Annotated in this window: 16 protein-coding genes; 11 read left to right on the top strand and 5 right to left on the bottom strand. The window is 61.1% G+C overall.

Features of this window, described 5'->3' with window-relative positions:
• Window positions 1–313: 313 nt before the first annotated feature.
• A complete protein-coding gene (locus B5526_RS20150) occupies window positions 314–1,237 on the top strand; it encodes a helix-turn-helix domain-containing protein (RefSeq protein WP_079540890.1) in 924 nt (307 codons plus the stop codon).
• A gap of 11 nt (window positions 1,238–1,248) precedes the next feature.
• Here B5526_RS20150 and B5526_RS39755 read toward each other — a convergent pair whose 3' ends face one another.
• Complete coding sequence (locus B5526_RS39755; protein ID WP_433994588.1) at window positions 1,249–1,515, bottom strand: HGGxSTG domain-containing protein; 267 nt, start codon at window positions 1,513–1,515, stop codon at window positions 1,249–1,251.
• A gap of 375 nt (window positions 1,516–1,890) precedes the next feature.
• Here B5526_RS39755 and B5526_RS20160 point away from each other — a divergent pair, with 375 nt between their 5' ends.
• A complete protein-coding gene (locus B5526_RS20160) occupies window positions 1,891–4,233 on the top strand; it encodes a Tex family protein (RefSeq protein WP_079540892.1) in 2,343 nt (780 codons plus the stop codon).
• Between the two features lie 45 nt (window positions 4,234–4,278).
• Here the strand turns inward: B5526_RS20160 and B5526_RS20165 are convergent, their stop codons facing one another.
• The 4 genes from B5526_RS20165 to B5526_RS20180 form a co-directional block, all read right to left on the bottom strand.
• The gene (locus tag B5526_RS20165) at window positions 4,279–5,409 is read right to left on the bottom strand and encodes a M24 family metallopeptidase (protein ID WP_079540894.1); all 1,131 of its coding nucleotides are present in this window, start codon (window positions 5,407–5,409) and stop codon (window positions 4,279–4,281) included.
• A gap of 62 nt (window positions 5,410–5,471) precedes the next feature.
• Window positions 5,472–7,169 (bottom strand): amino acid ABC transporter permease/ATP-binding protein, encoded by a 1,698-nt coding sequence (locus B5526_RS39465; RefSeq protein ID WP_283807527.1) that lies wholly within the window; start codon window positions 7,167–7,169, stop codon window positions 5,472–5,474.
• A 2-nt stretch (window positions 7,170–7,171) separates the two neighbouring features.
• Complete coding sequence (locus B5526_RS20175; protein ID WP_079540896.1) at window positions 7,172–8,443, bottom strand: M20 family metallopeptidase; 1,272 nt, start codon at window positions 8,441–8,443, stop codon at window positions 7,172–7,174.
• Between the two features lie 93 nt (window positions 8,444–8,536).
• Window positions 8,537–9,421 (bottom strand): transporter substrate-binding domain-containing protein, encoded by an 885-nt coding sequence (locus B5526_RS20180; RefSeq protein WP_079540898.1) that lies wholly within the window; start codon window positions 9,419–9,421, stop codon window positions 8,537–8,539.
• A gap of 129 nt (window positions 9,422–9,550) precedes the next feature.
• Between B5526_RS20180 and B5526_RS20185 the strand changes: the two genes are divergently transcribed.
• The 9 genes from B5526_RS20185 (at window position 9,551) to B5526_RS20225 (ending at window position 20,674) form a co-directional block, all read left to right on the top strand.
• The gene (locus B5526_RS20185) at window positions 9,551–10,501 is read left to right on the top strand and encodes a LysR family transcriptional regulator (RefSeq protein WP_172842069.1); all 951 of its coding nucleotides are present in this window, start codon (window positions 9,551–9,553) and stop codon (window positions 10,499–10,501) included.
• A gap of 88 nt (window positions 10,502–10,589) precedes the next feature.
• Window positions 10,590–11,858 (top strand): amidohydrolase family protein, encoded by a 1,269-nt coding sequence (locus B5526_RS20190; RefSeq protein ID WP_079540902.1) that lies wholly within the window; start codon window positions 10,590–10,592, stop codon window positions 11,856–11,858.
• 12 nt (window positions 11,859–11,870) lie between these two features.
• The gene (locus tag B5526_RS20195; RefSeq protein WP_079540904.1) at window positions 11,871–12,764 is read left to right on the top strand and encodes a LysR family transcriptional regulator; all 894 of its coding nucleotides are present in this window, start codon (window positions 11,871–11,873) and stop codon (window positions 12,762–12,764) included.
• A gap of 156 nt (window positions 12,765–12,920) precedes the next feature.
• Window positions 12,921–15,008 carry a hydantoinase/oxoprolinase family protein gene (locus B5526_RS20200; protein WP_079540906.1) on the top strand — a complete coding sequence of 696 codons (2,088 nt, stop codon included), beginning with the start codon at window positions 12,921–12,923 and terminating at the stop codon, window positions 15,006–15,008.
• Window positions 15,005–16,888 carry a hydantoinase B/oxoprolinase family protein gene (locus B5526_RS20205; protein WP_079540908.1) on the top strand — a complete coding sequence of 628 codons (1,884 nt, stop codon included), beginning with the start codon at window positions 15,005–15,007 and terminating at the stop codon, window positions 16,886–16,888. The genes B5526_RS20200 and B5526_RS20205 overlap by 4 nt, the downstream gene beginning before the upstream one ends.
• A 27-nt stretch (window positions 16,889–16,915) precedes the next feature.
• A complete protein-coding gene (locus B5526_RS20210) occupies window positions 16,916–18,010 on the top strand; it encodes a ring-opening amidohydrolase (protein ID WP_079540910.1) in 1,095 nt (364 codons plus the stop codon).
• 87 nt (window positions 18,011–18,097) lie between these two features.
• On the top strand, window positions 18,098–19,075 hold the full coding sequence (locus tag B5526_RS20215) for an ABC transporter substrate-binding protein (RefSeq protein ID WP_172842070.1): 978 nt from the start codon (window positions 18,098–18,100) through the stop codon (window positions 19,073–19,075).
• A gap of 11 nt (window positions 19,076–19,086) precedes the next feature.
• Window positions 19,087–19,911 carry an ABC transporter ATP-binding protein gene (locus B5526_RS20220; RefSeq protein ID WP_244562007.1) on the top strand — a complete coding sequence of 275 codons (825 nt, stop codon included), beginning with the start codon at window positions 19,087–19,089 and terminating at the stop codon, window positions 19,909–19,911.
• A 7-nt stretch (window positions 19,912–19,918) separates the two neighbouring features.
• Window positions 19,919–20,674: an ABC transporter permease gene (locus tag B5526_RS20225; protein WP_079540913.1), complete on the top strand. Its 756-nt coding sequence runs from the start codon at window positions 19,919–19,921 to the stop codon at window positions 20,672–20,674.
• Window position 20,675 lies beyond the last annotated feature (1 nt).

Genomic DNA, 20,675 nt, shown 5'->3' on the forward strand with positions numbered 1-20,675 from the left:
GCCAAAACAGGAAAAGAAGTCCGGAAGCAACAATGACCACCACCATGACATGCGAGGGCTTTCATAATGTCCCGCAACTTTGGGATTTGGAGACGCCGGGACAGGATCAGTTGGTTTCTTGATTGGCAACGCCAGATCAATCGTCGAAATTATTTTGGCGCAAAAAAAGCTATTTGACGCAAGTTGTAAGACTGTAAATGTTGCATTTTAAACGCGTTACCACGGCAATTTTATTCCGAGCAATTATTGATATTTCGAAGGAATTATCGGTATGTACATTGTGAAAAGACCGAATCTTTGAAGGGAATTTAGTTTGGGGCCGGACGCCAAAATCGAGTTGCATCAGCGCGACCCCGATGCACATCATCCATTCTCAGTTAAACGGATGTCTTGGTCGTGGTTCTCTGCCGAGCTTGTTCGTATTGAACCAGCGGAATTGGAATTCCGAGTGAAGGGAGATGCAGCTTATTTAGCGCTGCATGATTATGTTCGCTCTGATGGGGAGACGACTGTAAACGGAGGGAGCCGTTCGACGCTTACTGACGCCCGAGATAAATTGACGTTCGCGCCGATCGGATCTTCCGTGGAAGGTTGGAATTGTTTCAAAGGCCGGGTGTCGTCGGCCTTTGCCGTTCATCTCGCCCCTCCCACATCATGTCACGACGCAAACGATATCTCAAAGATTCCTCCATCTCTATATTTTGAAAACAACAATCTTAAAGCTACGCTCCAAAAACTCCGAAGCGTCCTAGATGGCTCTGGCATAGACGACCATGCATATGCGGAGACCCTCGGGCTGTTGCTGTTGTGGGAACTACGGCTCGCCGCTGACCCAAAGCACTCGCAACTGAAGCCGGTTCGCGGAGGTTTAACTGGACATCAATTAAGGCGCATCAAAGAGTTTGTTGATGCTCACATTTCGAAAGGAATCGGGATATCCGAGCTAGCGAACTCGGTAGGATTGAGCCAGTTCCACTTTATTCGGGCGTTTAAACACTCAGTTGGGCTTTCGCCCTATCAGTACGTCCTATCTGAGCGGATCAGCGTTGCGAAAGAGATGTTGTTGAAACGCGATCTATCGATTGCCGACGTGGCGCTTACGGTGGGGTTTAGCGATGCAGCCCAACTGAACCGCGTGTTTCGAAAATTGATTGGAGTTACGCCAACGGCTTTTCGGCGCGAGATTGGGTTGGGTTACTTGCATCACGTCTTAACCGAATCGAAATCTCTCGGTTAACCCCAGAGAGCCTAATTCGCCAACGTTAGAGCGCGACCGACGCGGATCAAGGCTGAAATATTTCGGCGTCGCGCAATTGCTTCCGCCGCATATCTACCGTGCTTGAATGCATTCCGATTACCTTTTGGTGCTCCCGGCGAGGGGCCACCGTGCATTTGGCATCCACCGTTTGCCATCGCGGGCGACTGGCACGGCTTCCCGCTTCGTGTTCGTGCCCGCATCTCCTGGCCCGGTGCATGTGTAATTGCATGGCGTTGATTCTCCGATTTGGTCCGCATCTCACTCCCCTCCACGTTGCGGACAATGGCCTGGCCACCCTCGTGGGGCGATATTTCCAATCAGGTTCCGGCAAGGCCTTTGCCAAGAGGCGTTTCCTGCAGAAAGTGCAAATGACGGGCGATTTTTCTGCTATGTCTTGCAGCGCGCGATCCAGCTCGAAGATTGCCAGGCTTTCGATAGATCTGAGTGGCCTTCATCGCGCCGCATGCATGGGCACCATCTCCTACGGAACCGCATCGCCTCGAACGGCAACGGCGTCCATCCACAGATCAATTTGTTTCGTCGTGCGGGTTGATGAAGCGATCCGCGATGGTCCATAAGCGTCCTCCCGCGGCTGGTTATCACCCACAGCAGCGGCGTCAGAAAGATCGCACGTGACAAACATCTATCGACAGATTGCCGAGGAACTCGGCGTTCGCGAGCAACAGGTCGAGGCGACGGTGGCGCTGCTCGACGGCGGCGCCACCGTTCCGTTCGTGGCGCGTTATCGGAAGGAAATCACCGGCGCGCTCGACGATGCGCAATTGCGCACGCTGGAGGAGCGCCTGAATTACCTGCGCGAGCTGGAAGAACGTCGCATCGCGATCCTCAATTCGGTCCGCGAGCAGGGCAAGCTGGATGCCGCATTGGAGGCGGCCATTCTGGCGGCCGACAGCAAGGGGCGACTGGAAGACATCTATCTGCCGTTCAAGCCGAAGCGCCGCACCAAGGCCGAGATCGCCAAAGAGGCGGGGCTGGAGCCGCTGGCCGATTTGTTGCTGGCGCAGCCGGAGAACGATCCGCAAACCGTGGCCTTAACCTTCATCGATCCCGACAAGCAGGTGGCCGATGCGGCTGCCGCGCTCGATGGCGCGCGGGCAATTCTGGTGGAGCGCTTCGCCGAAGACGCCGACCTGATCGGCGCGCTGCGCGAGCAGATGTGGTCGAACGGGCTGATGGCGTCCACCGTGCGCAAGGGCAAGAAAACCGAGGGCGAGAAATTCAAGGACTACTTCGATTTCAGCGAGCCGCTCACCAAACTGCCCTCGCACCGCATCCTGGCGATGTTCCGCGGCGAGAAGGAAGAGATCCTCGACCTGCAGATGCTGCCCGAGCCGGTCGCCGCGACGCCGGCCGCGATCAGCGCGTATGAGGCGAAGATCATGCAGCGCTTCGCCATTTCCGGCTCTGGCCGCCCCGGCGACAAATGGCTGGTGGAGACGGCGCGGTGGGCGTGGCGCACCAAGATCGAGGTCCATCTCAACATCGACTTGCGGATGCGGCTGTGGACCGCGGCCGAGCAGGAAGCGGTGCGGGTGTTCGCGTCTAATCTGCGCGACCTGTTGCTGGCGGCGCCGGCGGGCGCGCGCGTCACCATGGGCCTCGATCCCGGCTTCCGCTCCGGCGTCAAGGTCGCCGTCGTCGATGCCACCGGCAAGGTGGTGGCCACCACGGCGATCTATCCGCACGAGCCGCAGAAGCGCTGGGACGAAGCGCTGGCGACGCTCGGCAAGCTCGCCGTGCAACATCGCGTCGATTTGATTGCGATCGGCAACGGCACCGCGTCGCGCGAAACCGATAAACTCGCCATGGAGTTGGTAAAGCTGCTTCCGGACTTGAAGATGTCGAAGATCGTGGTGTCGGAAGCCGGCGCCTCGGTCTATTCGGCCTCGGCCTTTGCATCCGAGGAATTGCCGGAACTCGACGTCACCTTGCGCGGCGCGGTGTCGATTGCCCGGCGGCTGCAGGATCCACTGGCCGAATTGGTCAAGATCGATCCGAAGGCAATCGGCGTCGGACAATATCAGCATGACCTCGGCGAGAGCAAACTGGCGCGCTCGCTCGATGCCGTGGTCGAGGACTGCGTGAATGCGGTCGGTGTCGATGCCAACACCGCCTCGGCGCCGCTGCTGGCGCGGGTATCGGGGATCGGCACAGGGCTGGCGCAAAGCATCGTCCAGCACCGCGACGCCAACGGCCCGTTCAAGTCACGCAAGGCGCTAAAGCAGGTGCCGCGGCTAGGGCCGAAAGCGTTCGAGCAATGCGCCGGCTTCCTGCGCATCACCGGCGGCGACGACCCGCTCGACGCCTCCGGCGTCCATCCGGAGGCCTATCCTGTCGTGCGCAAGATTCTTGCCGCGACCAAGAGCGACATCAAGGCGCTGATCGGCAACGCCGAGATCCTGCGCGAGGTCAAGCCGCAAAGTTTTGTCGATGATACTTTTGGCTTGCCGACGGTGACCGACATTCTGCGCGAATTGGAAAAGCCCGGCCGCGATCCGCGCCCGGCCTTCAAGGCCGCGGTGTTCAAAGAGGGTGTCGAGACGCTGAAGGATCTCAAGCGCGGCATGATCCTCGAGGGCACGGTAACCAACGTCGCGGCGTTCGGCGCCTTCGTCGACATCGGCGTGCATCAGGATGGGCTGGTGCACATTTCGGCGATGTCGAAGACCTTCATCAAGGATCCGCGCGAGGTGGTGAAGTCGGGCGACATCGTCAAGGTGAAGGTGCTGGAGGTCGAAGTCGCCCGCAAGCGCATCGCGCTGACGCTGCGTCTCGATGACGAAGCCGGCGGCAGGAGCGAGCGTCCGGCGCAAGGCAAGCCAAGTAACAATTCCCGCGCGTCGAAGACATCGTCGGCGACGCGCAAGCCGCAGGAACCGTCGGGCGGCGGAGCGCTCGCCGAGGCCTTGCGCCGCGCCAGTGAGAAAGGCGGGAGCGGCAAAACCAGGGCTTAGTCGAGCAAGGCTTAGTCGAGAGCGCGCAGGAGGCCAACGCCATCTTTAGCCACAGGCAAAGATCGTCTGCGTGGGGAATTTATCCGAAATCAATTCCGGTCCATCGGCGCGAATCACGAACATATCCTGGATATGCCAATGATCGACGTGGGGCTCCATGGCGATCACCATTCCCTCCTCCAGGCGTCGCGGGTTGTCGCGTGAGATCACTGGCTCCTGCTGGTGCCACCAGGCGCCGACGCTATGACCGGCCAGCATCGATTTGTAGACCATGCCGGCAGCTGCGAAGCGGCCCACCACGAATTGATAGACCTCGCCGGCCGTACGTCCCGGTATCAATTGGTCATTGGCGGCCCGGTAGATGTCGCGGATGACAGCGTATTGGCGGTGCTGCTCCGCGCTCGGCGTGCCGAGCACCGCACATCGCGATTGATGGCCGGGATAACCCTGCACATAGGCGACGTAATCGGTGCGGATCGCATCTCCCGGCGCAAACGGAAAATCACTTTCTCCGGCATAGGGAACCGTGTTGCGCTCCGAATTGAGAATGCCGTGGGTGAATTCCGACCCTCCGGCCAGGCAATGCGCGACCAGCGCGGCATGCAAATCGCGCTCGCGCATGCCGGGGCGGACGGTCGGAAAATGCGTGAGGTAAGCTTCGTCAAGAAGATCGGCGCCGCGTTTCAACCGCGCCAGTTCAGCTGAGGTTTTCACCGCGCGCACGATATCCATCAGGTTGACGCAATCCAAAGGCCGCATCCGCGGCAGACGGCTGCGCAGAATGTCCCAATCGGCGGCGCTGATGAAATTGGTCTCGAAGCCGATTTTCGATTCAGCCAATCCCATCTCAGTGATGACCTTGGTGAGCCGCTCGACCGGCGGCTCGGAATAGCCCTCATACACATCAAAATGCTCGATAAACGAATCCCGCCGCGCAAGTCCCTCGGCGATCGCATTGACCACCATGCGCGGTTCACCGCGGCGCGGCCAAACCAGATAGACCCCGCGCGGCGAATCGGCGAGGTCGAGGTGGCGCGCCAGCGTCCCGGGATAGACCAGGCCGGAGAGATAAGTGAAGTTGATGCCGGCGCGCGCGACGATGGCATCAAGGCCTTGTTCATCCATTTGCCGGGCGAGGCGCTCGGTCTGTACTAAATCGGAAACCGCTGCTTTCATGTCCTTCAACTCTCCAATGAGGATCTTGGTAGCGCTCACCGACGGCGCGAGCGCGACGGGGTTTAGCTTGCTTGTTGTTCGACCATTCTGAGGAAACGCTGGGTTCGCTCGTGCTTTGGATGATCCAGCACCTCTTCGGGTGGCCCTTGTTCAACGATCAGGCCATCGTCCATGAAGATCACCCGATCGGCGACCTCGCGCGCAAATCGCACTTCATGGGTGACCACGATCATGGTCATCCCGGCTTCGGCGAGGCGGCGGATCACGGCAAGGACTTCTCCGACCAGTTCGGGGTCGAGCGCCGAGGTCGGCTCGTCGAACAGCATCAGCCGAGGCGAGATGGCGAGCGCGCGGGCGATTGCCACGCGTTGCTGCTGGCCGCCGGACAGGCGGTGCGGCAGATGGTCGGCGTGATTGGAAAGACCCACCATGCGCAGCAAATTCATGGCGAGCGCGCGCATCTTGTCGGTCGCTTCGCCATAGACATGGATCGGCGCTTCCATGATGTTTTCGAGAGAGGTGAGATGATCGAACAAATTGAAATGCTGGAACACCATGCCGATACGGGCGTCGGCGCGCGCCTTGGCCACGTTACGAATGGGCTTCAATCCGCCCCCGATCTGCTGCTGGTATCCGACATACTTGCCGTCGACGGTGATTTCGCCCCAATCGAGCGGCTCCAGATGGTTGACCAGCCGCAGCAAGGTGCTTTTGCCGGAACCGCTCGGGCCCATCAGCACCACGACTTCGCCGCGGTGCACGGACAGGTCGATGCCGCGAAGGATTTCTCTGTCGCCGTAGGATTTTTGGACATTCCGGCAGATCACGAAGGGTTGGTCGGGCGTCATACTTTCGGTGCGGCTTGCCTGCAGACCGTCCATCCAGGCGGTCGCCGACGGCACAGGTGCGGCTGAAGCGGTTGCCAAAGCGGCTTCGCCAGGCGGAACGGCTTTGGCGCTCAGCTTTTTCGAAGCCTCGAGGCTATAATATCTTTCCAGGTAGAATTGGGCTATCGCCACCGCGCTCGTCAGGACGAGATAGATGATGCCGGCAGCCGCGAACACCGTGAAAAATTTGAAGTTCTGCCCTACGATCTGTTGCGAGCGGAACGTAAGCTCGTTGACGAAGATCACGGATGCGATCGATGTCCCCTTGATCATGGAGATGGTCTGGTTGGCCATGCCGGGCAGAATGGCGCGCATGGCCTGAGGCAGAATGATGCGCCGAAGCGTCAGAAAGGGTCCCATGCCGAAGGAGGCCGCGGCGAGGCTTTGCTTGCGGTCCACCGAAAGGATGCCGCCGCGGATGATCTCGGCACTGAAGGCGGCCTCGTTCAGCATGAAGCCGACGACGGCGGTCGTAAAACTATCGAGCTTGATGCCGACGACGGGCAGCGCGTCGTAGAGAAAGACCAGTTGCAGGATCAGCGGCGTGCCGCGGATGAACCAGATATAGAGCCAGGCCGTTCCCTGCAGCGGCGGCAGTGGGGAGAGACGCATCAAAGCCAGCACCAGACCGATCACGACACCGCCCGCCATCGCAAGCGCCGCGATTTCCACCGCCGTCAGAGCACCGTCCAGCAGGAAAGGTGACGACGCGTAGCTAAGCACCTCCATCAGCGGCGCAGGTACGAGGTTAGACCGCCAGCCGAAGGCGGCGGCGATCACGGCGATGATAACAACGCCGCCGCCCCATAAACTCCGTCGATCCAAGGCGCCCGTGCGCGCCGCTGTCGCGATTTCCGTGCCGGTTTCGCCCATGGTCAGCCACACAATCTGGCGGTTGCATATGCCACTGCCCGTGCGGCGGTGACGAGATCGGAGAGCCGCACGCGCTCGTCGGCGGTGGGCCATTCCTCATAGATGCGAATGTCGCCTGGGCCATACTGCACAGTGGGGATGCCATGCGCGGCGATGATGTTACCGTCGCCGACATTGCCAAGCCGCCCCCAACCGCCAACGACGGCTTGAACGCCTGATGCCAGTTCCTGACCCCTCGCCAACGCGGCCACCAGATCATGATCGGCGGCGCAAGCCATTGGCTCCTGGCACCATCCTTCCTCGGTGCCCTTGGCCGGTACCTCAAAGCTGTAATTGAACGCAGGATGGTCGCGCCGGATGCCTTCCAGCAGCGCAGCAACATCCGCTCTCACGCTTTGCAGCGTTTGTCCCGGCACGGTGCGGAACTGCAGCAACAGCTCGGCCTGCTTGCTGTGCAGCCCGGTGTGGTTCTTCTGATAGTAATGCTCCTTGTGGAAGGTATCGAAAGTGTGGGTCGGAAATCCCGGCAACTCCGGGTGGGGGATAAAATTCATCCAGCTTGCTTGTGGAATTGGATCGAGGCTTGGGCCGATGCGGCGAATGACCTCGCAAAGCTGTTCGATCGGATTCCAGTACTGGGCCTTGGCTTCGGCACTATAACGGAAGAACAGCTCCGGCGCCTCGACCCGGATGCGCGCCATCACAATGCCGACGCAGACATTGGCGATGGTGTTGTTGGAGTGTTCCATGTTGATGCAGAGGTCCGCCTGGACACCGCTGCGCAGCAGCGCCCTTGTCCCGGCGCCGCCGAGCTTGTGCGCGATCACCGGACACAGCAAGACGTCGCCTTTGAGCCGCGTGCCTGAGCGAATGATGGCCTCCAGGCCGCAGAACGCGGCGGCGATGCCGCCCTTGTCGTCGTGGGCGCCCATCCCCCAAACCCAGCCGTCCTCGAACTTGGCGCCATAGGGGTCCACGGACCATCCCGGCATTTCGACGCCGGGATCCATATGTCCGTTAAGCATCAGGCTTGGTCCCTCGCCGCTGCCACGCAAGATGCCGGTCGGCTGCCGGCTGGTCACCGTGGGATCGAAGGGATGCACGACGTCCATCATGGTGACGTCGAGCCCGATGTCCTCCATCCGTTCGGCGAGATGATCGGCGATCGCGTGCTCCTGGAAGGCGGAACTGGGGATGCGCAGCAACGCCTGCTCCACTTCGAGCACGCGCGCGGCATCGACGTGTTCCTGCACGCCGGATAGTTCGGTGTTCATGGCTTTTCTCTCCGCTCACACACTGCCGAAAGCTCACCGCGCCCCGCGCCGTCAGAGCCACGGTCATGATGGGTCGCGCGATAGTCTTCGCGCTCATTCGGTCAGGGTCGTAGGCTCCGTGGTGAGGCCATAGTCGACATGGTAGCGCTCATAGATCGCCTTCTCGGCGCCGTTGGCGCGTATCGCCGTGAGCCCGTCATGCAGCGCCTTGACCAGATCGGGATTACCCTTTGCCGTGCCTACCGCGATCCTGGCGCCGGTGATCACGTCGAATGCGCTCTCGATCGTGGTGGGATTACTCGCAACCATGCTCTCGCCGACGAACTTGTTGACCGCGACCAGATCCGCTCGCGCGTTCTGGACAAGGCGCATGCCGCTGGGCATGTCGGTGGACGTGATGATATTGACTTCAGGCTTGCCGGCGGCGACGCACTTGCTGCTGGCGTCGCGCAGCATGGCTTCCTGCGTGGTCCCGAGCGTCGTGGTACTGGTCAGGCCGCAGAGATCACCAAGCGAATGGATGTTCTTGGGATTGCCCTTGGCGACGAGCATCCCGGTGGCCGCATTCATATAGACCACGAAATCCAATTTCTTGGCCCGCTCGGGTGTGTACAGCAGGGTGTCCCACATGACGTCGATCTGGCCTGACATCGCCGCCGGAATGAGCCCGGACCAAGTTCCGATCACGAACTGCATCGGGACGCCAATGCAGGCAAACGTCGCTTGGGCGAGATCGGCATCTAAGCCGACCAGCTTCGAAAAATCCTTGGGGTCGCGCATGCTGAACGGCACGCTCTCGCCATCCTGACCGATCTTGATCGTCTTGCCGGCGAGGCCGGGATATTTGGCTGCGAGCTTTGCCGGTTCGCAGGCTGCATCGTCAGCTCTTGCGCCGCACAATGCAGAAGCGGCGAGCAAAGCCAGGCAGGCGGCGCCGCGCAGTACGATCGGACGCGCAAACTTATAAAAAGTATGCATGAATTTCGTTTCCGTTCTTGAGAGCAAACCCGGCTGGCACAAATTATTTCGTCAGTATTGGGGCATTACAAATGAATTATAGACATCTGAATCATGCATATGCATTATACGGGAATGGATTCTCGGCACTTGGAAACGTTGTTGTGGGTTGCAAGGCTTGGCGGCATCGGCGCTGCAGCGCAGCATCTCAATTTGACTCAGCCGGCGGTCACCCGCCGGATTCAGGAGCTTGAGCGAGAGCTTGGCGCCAAGGTGCTGCGCCGCCAGGGACGAAATGTGGTGCCGACGCCGGTGGGCCAGACCTGCCTCGGCAGCGCCGAGCGCATCCTGTCGGAAGTTGCGACCATGCGCGTTGCGGCGAGCGGCAAATCCGCCGTCGGCACCATTCGCGTCGGCGTGGTTGAGAGCATCGCGCTGACGTGGTTTCAAAATTTCCTGGCCCGGATCGAGGGACGCTATCCCAAGGTGCAGATGGAGATCGACGTCGATCTATCGAACCGATTGATCACCAGTCTTGCGCGACGTCAGATCGACATCGCCTTGCTGCCTGGTCCGGTGCAATTGCCCGGCGTCGTCCGTGTGTCGCTCGGCGATTGCGCCATGCAGTGGTTGGGTCATCCGCAACTGTGCCCGAAGGATCGGGAGATGAAGGCTGCGGATCTCGCCGAACTGCCGATCATCGGCATGCCGCAGGATGCCAATGCTTATCATTCCATCATCAACTGGTTCGAGGAGGCGCAGGTCACGCCCAGCCTTATGCATTGTTGCAACAGTTTTAGCGTGGTGGCGCTGTTGGTGCGGCGCGGAGTAGGCGTCAGTCTGCTGCCGCCGGACCTGTTTGCCGGCGACCTCGAGCAAGGCGTGCTGAAGGTATTGATTGAACAGCCCGACGTTCCGAAGGTGGAATATTCGGCAGCCTATTTGCCCGCAACGAACGCCTCGATCCTTCCGGAAGTCGCGGCAATCGCGCGCGAGGAAAGCTGGTTCTTTGGCCCGTCACGAACACGGCGCAAGAACTTTGGCGGAGGGCCTTCTCCCGCACTGCAGGTTCGGGCGATCCTGAAGGATGAGGTCCCGTAGCTTCCTGCTTGAAAAAAAACGGTCGCATGTCGCCTAAAATTCCGCGATCGACTACATTGGGCGCCGCACCCGGCACGGAGCCCTGTTGATGAGTTTGGATATTCTGGTCAAGAACGTTGCGCTGTGGGGCACCAAGGGCCTTTGCGATCTCGGCATCGCCGGCGGCAAGTTTGCCAGCATCGGCCGGGGTACCACGTCCTCACCCGCAGCGCTCACGCTCGATGCTGAGGGCCGGATGGCGGTGCCGGGCTTTGTCGAGCCGCATATTCATCTCGACAAGGCGCTGATCTCGGAGCGAGCGCCGGTCAATATTTCGGGCACGCTCTCTGAGGCGATCGAAATTCTCTGGGAGATCAAGCGCAATTACACCGTGGAAGAAATCGCCGATCGAGCGTCGCGTGTGCTCGGCCGTGCGCTGGAAAACGGCATCTCGAGATTGCGCACGCATGTTGACGTCGATCCGATCGGGGGCACGCGGCCGGCCGAAGGTTTGATCCGCGCCCGTGAGCGGTTTCGCGATCTGATGGATATCCAGATCGTCGCCTTTCCGCAGGAGGGAATCATCAAATCGCCCGGCACCGAGGCGCTGATGCGGCAGGTAATGAAGCTTGGCGTCGATGTCGTCGGCGGCATGCCCTTCAACGAGGCGTCGCCGGCAGACAGCCGGCGGCATATCGAGATCGCCTTCGAGATCGCGAAGGAGTTCGATGCCGACATCGACATGCATGTCGATGAGACCGACGATCCGATGGCGCGAACGCTGGAAGTGCTCGCCGAGCTGACCATCAAGAATGGCTGGCAGGGGCGGGTGACCGCCGGCCACACCTGCGCGCTGGCGGGTTACCCGCGGAACTACGCCGATCACGTGATCACGCGCCTGCGCGAAGCCAATGTCAACATGATCGCCAATCCGGCCACCAATCTGATGCTGCAGGGCCGGCTTGACGATTATCCCAAGCGCCGCGGGGTGACGCAGGTCAAGGAATTGTTGGCGGCCGGCGTCAACGTCGCCTGTGGACAGGACTGTGTGCACGACACGTTTTATCCCTTCGGCCAGAATGATCCGCTTGAGATCGCATTTCTGCTCTGTCATGCCTCCCATATGAGCCAGCCGCCCGAGATTCTGACGGTAATGGATATGGTCACCAACAACGGTGCCAAGGCCTTGCGCGTGCCGGATTTTGGCGTGGCGGTAGGCAGCGTGGCCGATCTCGTGGTGCTCGAAGCGCGTGACGTGCGCGAGGCCTTTGCGACGCGGTCGCCGCGGCGCTGGGTGATCCGCAAGGGAAAATTGATCGCCGAGACCAAATTGGAGACGCTGCGCTATTTTGACAGGCTGGCCATGCCGGCCTCATAAGGGATTTCGAATTTGGATTTTCGCCAACTGCGTTACGCGCTTTCGGTCTACAAGGAGCGCAGCTTCACCAAGGCGGCGAAGCGGCTGAATATTTCGCAGTCGGCGGTCAGCGAACAGGTCAAATTGCTCGAAGAGGAAATCGGCTTCGAATTGTTTCGCCGCACCTCGCGCGGCATCGAATCGACCGACCGTGGCCGCACCTTTCTCTACGAGTCCGAGCGGGTGATGGGCGACCTGCTCAGCCTGTCCGATACCGCGCGGCGGCTGCGCGGCGCGCTGCAGGACACGCTGACCATCGGCATGGGTTCCGGCATGGCGCAGATCTTCATTCCGCGCATGTTTGCCGATCTCAGGAACGATCTTCCGGGCGTGCGGCTGGAAATCCTGACCGCGCCGACCAAGAATATCTTCAACGAGCTGCACGAAGAGAAGCTCGACGCCGGGATCGCGATCGAATCCGATCCGGAGCGATTGCCGGCCGGCCTCGTGTTCGATCGCCTGATCGATGCCGAGATGGCGCTGATCACGCATCCAAAACACGCGCTGGCGCGCTCGAAGCAGCCGGTCGATATCGGGCGCCTGCTCGCCGAACCCATCATCATGAGCGAATTGACTGTCGGATACGGCCAGGTGGTGCTCTCGCTGTTTACGGATTTGGGGATCAAGCCCAATATTTTGGCGGTGGTCGACAATATCGAGACCATCAAGATGATTGTGCAATCCGAAGGCGGTATCGCCATCGTGCCGCGCGCCTGTGCGGAAAATGAAGTCACGTTGGGACTACTGAAGGCACTTTCGATTCAGCCGGCGCGCAATGTCGCGTTCAGCCTGTTTCGGCGGCGCGAGCCGATGTCGCGGCGCAAGGAAACGGCATTGCTCAGATTGCGAGAGATGCTGAAAGCCTAGGCATTTTCGAGCGGCTTTTATGGATCGGAATTTCCGATAGCCGTATCGAAATTCGGCCTTTGCTTAACCGAAAAATCTGACCCATTGTGCCGGCCACGCGGATGATGCCGGCCCACTTCGGCATCGCCACATTTTTTCGGAGAACGGTTGCGAAGCATGTCGAACAATTCCGCTTCCGCGCGCCTTCGCATCGGCATCGATACCGGCGGAACTTTTACCGATATCGTCTCGGTCGATGTCGTGTCCGGCGCGACCCAAGTGACAAAAGTGGCGAGCACGCCTTCTAACCCCGCGATCGGCCTGGTGCGTGGCGTCAACAAGATTCTGGCCGCGAGCGGCGCCACCACCGACGCTGTCGCGGGCCTCGCCCACGGCACTACGGTTGCGACCAACGCGCTGTTGCAGGGCGAGATCAATTCGCTCGGCCTGATCGTCAATGCAGGCTTTCGCCACATTCTTGAAATCGCGCGCCAGTCGGTGCCGGAGGGCTACGGAAATTCCTACTTCTGGGTCAAGCCCGACCGCATCGTGCCGTTGCAGTTTGTCCGCGAAGTGGTTGGCCGATTGGATTTCCATGGCAATGAATTGCGCCCGCTCGATGAGGCGAGCGTTCGCGAAGCCGCAAAATTTTTCCGCGCGCAAGGCGTGCGCGCCATCGGCATTTGTCTGCTGCATTCCTACGCCAACGATGCGCATGAGCGCCGCGCCGCCGAGATCGTCGCCGAGGAATATCCCGACGCGACGTTATCGTTGTCTTGTGTGGTGCTCCCCGAATATCGCGAATATGAGCGCGCTGTGACGACATTGGTCGACGCCTTCGTCAAGCCGCATATGGAACGCTATCTCAAGCGCGTGCATCAGGAGCTCGGCGCCGGCCTGCAGGACAAGCCGTTTTTGGTGATGCAGTCGAGCGGTGGCGTCGCCAGCGCCGATCAGGTGGTGCGGAAGCCAATCACGACCGCGCTTTCGGGGCCTGCGGCCGGCGCGCTTGGCTGCGCTGTTATCGCCGACATCGCGGGGTTTCCCGACCTGGTCACGCTGGACGCCGGCGGCACCTCGACCGACCTCTGCCTGATCGAAGGCGGCAAGCCGCAAGTCACCAATGGCGGATCGGTCGGCCCGTTCCCGGTGCGGATCCCCATGATCGACATCGAGACCATCGGCACCGGCGGCGGCTCGATCGCCTGGATCAGCCGCGAGGGCCATCTCAAGGTCGGCCCGCGCAGCGCCGGCGCCGAGCCCGGGCCGATGTGCTATCCGAACGGCGGCAATGAGCCGACCATTACCGACGCCAATCTCGTGCTGGGGCGGATTCCGCCGTCGCTGATCGGCGGCGGCATCGCGCTCGATGTGGCCCGGGCGCGCGGCGGCATCGCGGCGCTCGCCGCGAAATTGCCGGGCTCGATGAGCGTCGAGCAGCTTGCCAGCGGCATCATCGAGATCGCGAACTGGAGCCAGGCCAACGCCATCCGGCAGATGACGATCCAGCGCGGCATCGATCCGCGCGCTTTTGCATTGCTGTCGTTTGGCGGCGCGGGTCCGGCGCAATCGGCGGCGGTGATGGACCTCTTGGCCATGAAGGCCTGCATCGTGCCGCCGAATCCCGGCAATCTCTCCGCCTTCGGCCTGCTCGCGGTCGACTGGCGCACCGACCATATCGTCACCAAGGTGATGCATGAAGGCGCCATCGATCTTGCCGACGTCGCTTCGCGCTATGCCGCGCTGGAGCGCGAGGCCATCGCGACGCTGATGCGCGACGGCATCGAGGCCTCGCGCATTCGTCTCGTCCGCGAAGCCGACATTCGCTATGCCGGCCAGTCGATGGAAGTCCGCGTCACCGCGCCCGGCGGCGCGGTGGATGCGTCATTTTTGGCCGGACTGATCGGCGCCTTCAATGCGGCGCATCTCAAGACGTTTGGCTATAATTATGCCGGCCAGCAGAAAATTGAATTGGTCAATCTCTGCGTCTCCGGCTTTGGCGTGATCGAGCGGCCGCAGATGCCAAAGCTCGATTCACGGGAGGGCAAGCCAACCGCGAAAGGCCGCCGCGCGGTCTATTTCGGCGGCGCGTTCCAGGACACGCCGGTCTATGACCGCGCCTCGCTGCCATCCGGTGGCCGGATCAATGGCCCGGCGGTCGTGGAAGAGTTTGGTTCGACGACGGTGGTATTTCCCGGGCAAACGCTCGAGGTCGATCCGCACGGCATTCTTGTCATCCGCTCATCGCAGGAGGCTTCACGATGAACGTGCATCACACCCAGCACCCGTGGCCGACCGCGCCGCAGCGCAAAACGGTCGCGGTCGATCCGATCGTGCTGCAGATCGTCGAAGGCACGCTGAATTCGATCGAGGCCGAAATCGAATACGCCATCGAGCGCACCGCGCGCTCGCCGATGATCCGCGAAGCCCACGATTTTCGCGTCGGGCTGTTCGACCGCTATTGCCGCAAGCTGACCGGGCGCTCCTATTCGGCGATGCCGAACGGCGTGGTGCGCGATTTCCCGCCGGAGACGATGAAGCCCGGCGACGTGTTCCTGATGAACGATACCTATTTGACCGAAGGCTCGATCGGCCATCTGCCCGATCTCTGCAGCACGGTGCCGGTGTTTCATGACGGCCAGGTCGTCGCCTACATCCAGGCCTTCGGACATCACGACGACGTCGGCGGCCGGGTGCCGGGCTCGATGCCGGGCACGGCGGCGACCGTGTTCGAGGAAGGCATCGCCATCCCGCCGGTGAAGATCTACAGCGAGGGCATCCGCAACGAAGCGGTATTCACCATTGTTCGCCGCAACACCCGCGTGCCCGAAATGCTGTCGGCCGATCTCGACAGCGAAATCCAGGCCTGCCTGATGGGCGCGCGGCGGATGGCTGGGTTGTTCGAGCGTTTTGGCAAGGAACAGGTCGAGGCCTGCTTCCAGGCCATCCTCGAAAAATGCCGCGACATCTATCGCAACGAGCTATTGGCAAAAATCGCCGACGGCGAATATGCCTGGGAAGATTATGTCGAGCACGACGGGATCACCGACCCCAAGCTGCACAAAATCGCGCTGAAGATGACCAAGAAGGGCGGCAAGATCACGCTCGACTTCAACGGCACCGATCCGCAATCGACCGGCCCGATCAACTGGCCGGCGGACTATGCCGACGGCGCATTCCTGATCAAATGGATCGCGCCGATCCTGCGCAATCTCGCTGATACACCCGAACGCGCCGCGGAAATCCATGTTAACGAAGGCGTCTGCGACGTGTTCGAGGTGATCTTCCCGCCAAAGGGCACGCTGATCACGCCGGAATGGCCGGCCGCGACCAATGCGCGCTCGTTTGTGCTGTTGCGCTGCCTTGGCCTGCTCGCCGGCGTGGTCGCGCAAGCCGTCGACGGCCGCATGCCGGCGGATCAGGAGACCATCCGCTACACGGGTTTCTTCGGCACTGATCTCGAGGGAAAACCGTTCCTGTCGCGCGAGGTGCTCGGCGGCGGCTCGGGCGGGCGCTATTATGCCGACGGTAACGACGCGATCCACATCGTGCCCGACTCGCGCAACCAGCCGGCGGAATTCACCGAGACGCGGTTTCCGCTGCTGGTCGAAAAACTCGCGCTGCGCACTGATTCCGGCGGCGCCGGTCTCCGCCGTGGCGGGCAGGGCTACGAAAAACATTATCGCGCGTTGGTCGATTGCCGCACCATCGTCACCGCCGATCGGGTGCGGCTCGGTTGTTACGGTCTCAATGGCGGCAAGGCCGGCCAGCCGTTTTGCGTGACGGTCGATGCCGACGGCGAGGGTTTTGACCTTGGCGGTCTCGTCGATGGCGAGCCCGTGCTGAAAGGGCAGGTCGTTCGCGTGGTGACGACCGGCGGTGGCGGCTGGGGCGATCCGCTGCAGCGCGAATTGGAATTGGTGTTGCGCGACGTCGTCGAGGGCAGGGTCTCGCTTGCAGCCGCGGAAGCCGATTATGGCGTGGTATTGAAGGGCAGCGCCGACCAGCCCCTGATCGACGAAGCCGCCACAAAACAGCGCCGTGCCGAACTGGCTAGCGCGCGAAAAAGCGCGCTGCCGATGATTGACCGCGGCGAGGGCTATGAAAAGATGCTGCGCGGCGAGCACCGGCCGCGGATGCGATAAACCAGGCGATAACGGAGTTTTCCGCGAATGGCGATTGAAGTTGCAAAGGTCGAACTGAAAACCGTTCAGGACGCGAGCGGGCTGGAAGCATTGATCGCGGCCGGCAAGTTCGGTGCCGACGAGGTCATCGCCGTGATCGGCAAGACTGAAGGCAATGGCGGCGTCAATGATTTCACCCGTATCCTGGCCGACCAGGCCTTTCGCCGCGTGCTGCTCAAGCACGGCAAGCGCTCCGAGGCCCAGATCCACGACGTGCCGATGGTGTGGTCCGGCGGCTGCGACGGTGTCATCACGCCGCACGCCACGGTTTTTGCGCGTAACGGCAAGACCGGTCCGGCCGACAAATCGCGACTCGTGATCGGCACCGCGCTGAGCGCGGAATTGCTCCCCGAAGACATCGGCCGTCCGGCGATGGTCCAAAAGGTTGCGGATGCCGTCAAAGCGGCGATGAAGGATGCTGGAATCACCGATCCGAAGGACGTGCATTACGTCCAGACCAAGACGCCGCTTCTCACCATCGACTCGGTCCGCGATGCGGAATCCCGCCACCAGACGCTGGCCTGCGAGGTCCACGATTCCATGGGCGTCTCCAACGGCACCACCGCGCTCGGCATTGCGGTCGCGCTCGGCGAAGTGCCGATGCCGAAGGCCGAGCAGATTTGCAAAGACCTCGATCTCTATTCGTCCGTCGCCTCCTGCTCGTCGGGCGTCGAACTGACCCAGGCGCAGATCGTGCTGCTCGGCAACAAGGCCGGCGCCGGCGGCCGCTACCGGATCGGCCATGCCGTGATGCGCGACGCGCTCGATATCGACGGCATCTACGATTCGATTCGCGACGCCGGTATCGAATTGCCGGAACGGCCGCGGGCGGAAGACTTGAAAGGCCGTGTCGTTAATTGCTTCATGAAATGCGAGGCCGACCGCCGCGGCGTGTTGCGCGGCCGGCGGCAGATCATGCTCGATGATTCCGACGTCCATCATCACCGCCATGCCAAGGCGGCCGTGGGCGGCGTGGCGGCAATGGCCATCGGTGATCCCGCGGTATTCGTGTCGGTCGATGCCATGCATCAGGGCCCGCATGGCGGCGGTCCGGTGGTCGCGATTGTCGAATTGGACGAATAGAACCGGCACGTTCCTTGCTCTAGAAATGAGCGCTTTGCCGGCCGCCGGACTGCAAAGCGCTCTTTGGGTAAATGGCTGGAGCATATGATGAAATTGCCGAATTTCAGGTTATTGGCGATCGCCGTCTTCTTGGCCTTGGGCGCAGCCGCGTCCGATCCGGCTGCCGCGCAGGACAAGGTGTCGGTCGGCGTATTCCCCGTCAGTTCCTCACTGCCCTATTTCGTCGCGCTGGAACGAGGGTTCTTCAAGGAACAGAACATCGAACCCGAGATGACAAAATTGATGGGCGGTCCGCCCAACGTCGCGGCAATGATGACCAACCAGATCGAGGTGTCGGCCGTGCTGGTGACGCTCGAAGGGCTGAACGCCGATGTGAAGAAGCCAGGCGTCGCGATGTACATCAGCATGAACAGCCAGACCAAGGTCTGGAAGATGGAGCAATTCGTGGTCCGCAACGGTCTTAAGGCGGAGACGATCGCCGACCTCAAGGGCGCAAAGCTGATGTCGGCGCCGGGGCCGGCCAATCTCAACACCGCCAAGGCCATTCTCGCCAAGAACGGATTGAAGGATGGCGACTACACCATCGACCAGCTCGACATGGGCCAGCACGTCAACGCCATGACGGCCGGAACCTTCGACGGCGGCTACACGCTCGAGCCCAACGCCTCGATGATGATCAAGGCCGGCGTCGCGCGCTCGCTCGAGACCGGCGTCATCTCCAAATATATCCTGGGCGACGAGAAGGCCGACGCCTATGCCGCCGGTTGCGCCATGACCACCGACTTCATCCAGAAGCGGCCCGAGGTGGCAAAACGCTTTGCCGCGGCGTGGGCCAAGGCAATCGATTTCATCAACAAGAACCCGGATGAGGCGCGCAAATATCTCGCCAAGAACACGTTCACCCCCGACAACGTCGTCGATATGGTTTCGATGCTGGGATACGTGATGGCCGGCGATATGAGCCCCAAGCAAATCGGCGACCTGCAAAAACTTGCCGATTTTGGAAATTCGATCGGCGTCGTCCCTGAAAAGCTCGACGTCACCAAGGTCCTGCAGAAATTCTAAAGGGTAACGCCGTGGCCGGAGCACAGCTAGCTGCAAAGGTCGACCAGGTGGGCAAGGTTCACGATCCGTCGGCGCGCACCGCACCCCACGTCACCATTCGCGGCCTGACAAAGCGGTTTTCCGACGCCACCATCTACGACAATTTCGACTTCGACATTCCGCGCGGCAAGTTGATGTCGGTGTTCGGCCCCAATGGCTGCGGCAAGAGCACGCTGATCAACATGATCGCGGGGCTGTTTCCGCTCGATGCCGGCGAGATCCTGTTCGACGGCCAGCCGCTCTCCAGCATCAAATTCGGCTATGTGTTCCAGAACTATCGCGAAGCGATGTTTCCCTGGCTGCGCGCCTTCGACAATATCGCTTATCCCTTGAAGGTGATGGGCGTGCCGAAGGCCGAGCGCACCGTCCGCGTCGAAAAGATCGTCTCCAACCTCAACGTCAAGATCGATCTCAGCCTTTATCCTTATCAGATGTCCGGCGGCCAGCAGCAACTGGTCTCGATCATGCGGGCGCTGATCGTGGAGCCGGAAATCCTGTTCCTCGACGAACCGTTTTCGGCGCTGGATTATGAAATGACGCTGTTCATGCGCGAGCAGCTGCAGCGGATTTTCGTCGAGACCGCAACGACCACGGTGCTGGTGTCGCACGATCTGGAAGAGGCGGTTTATCTGTCGGATCGCATCCTGCTGTTGTCGCGCCATCCGGCGCGCGCGGTCGAATTCGTGCATTACGATGCGCCGCGTCCGCGCACCCCGAAAACGATGTCGGAGGCCGATTTTATCACTATCAAGGCGCATTGCCTCGAGGTGTTTCAGCGCGAAGTTCGGAAAGGCTGAGGCAACGATGAAACGCTTTCAGATCTTGCTTCCTTTCGTCGGCGTCGCGGTGCTGCTGGTGGTCTGGTCGGTGACGGTGTGGGCGCGGGTGGTCGATCCGGTGCTGCTGCCGTCGCCGGCGTCAACCTTCCGCGCGATGTGGATCGGGATGACCAGCGGCAAGCTCGGCGCGGATTTTTTCAAAACCGTAGAGCGCACGATCTATTCCACCGCGATCGCGGCGGTGATTGCAATTCCGCTCGGCATCCTCCTGGGCTCGTCGGAAAAGCTCTATCGCTCGGTCGAATTCCTGATCGACTTTTTCCGCTCGACCCCGGCGTCAGCGATGTTTCCTCTGTTCCTGGTGCTGTTCGGCGTCGGCGACCGCACCAAGATCTCGGTCGCGGCCTTTGGTGCAGCGCTCGTGATCCTGTTCAACGTCGCCTATGGCGTGATGAATGCGCGCAAGACGCGCATTCTGGCTGCAAAGGTGATGGGCGCTTCGCGCCTGCGGGTGCTCTGGGACGTGATGCTGCTGGAATCGCTGCCGCAGACCTTTGTGGGATTGCGCAACGGCGTGTCGCTGGCGCTGGTGATTGTCGTGGTCGCCGAGATGTTCATCGGTTCGACCGATGGGCTTGGCCAGCGCGTATTCGAGGCGCAGCAATTGTTTGACATGCCCGACATGTATGCTGCGATTTTCGCCGCCGGCGCGCTGGGCTACGGCCTCAACCTCCTGTTCCTCACGATCGAACGCCGCTTCGTGCACTGGGCGGGCAGATAAC

The organism is Bradyrhizobium lablabi (assembly GCF_900141755.1).
Taxonomy (GTDB): Bacteria; Pseudomonadota; Alphaproteobacteria; order Rhizobiales; family Xanthobacteraceae; genus Bradyrhizobium; species Bradyrhizobium lablabi_A.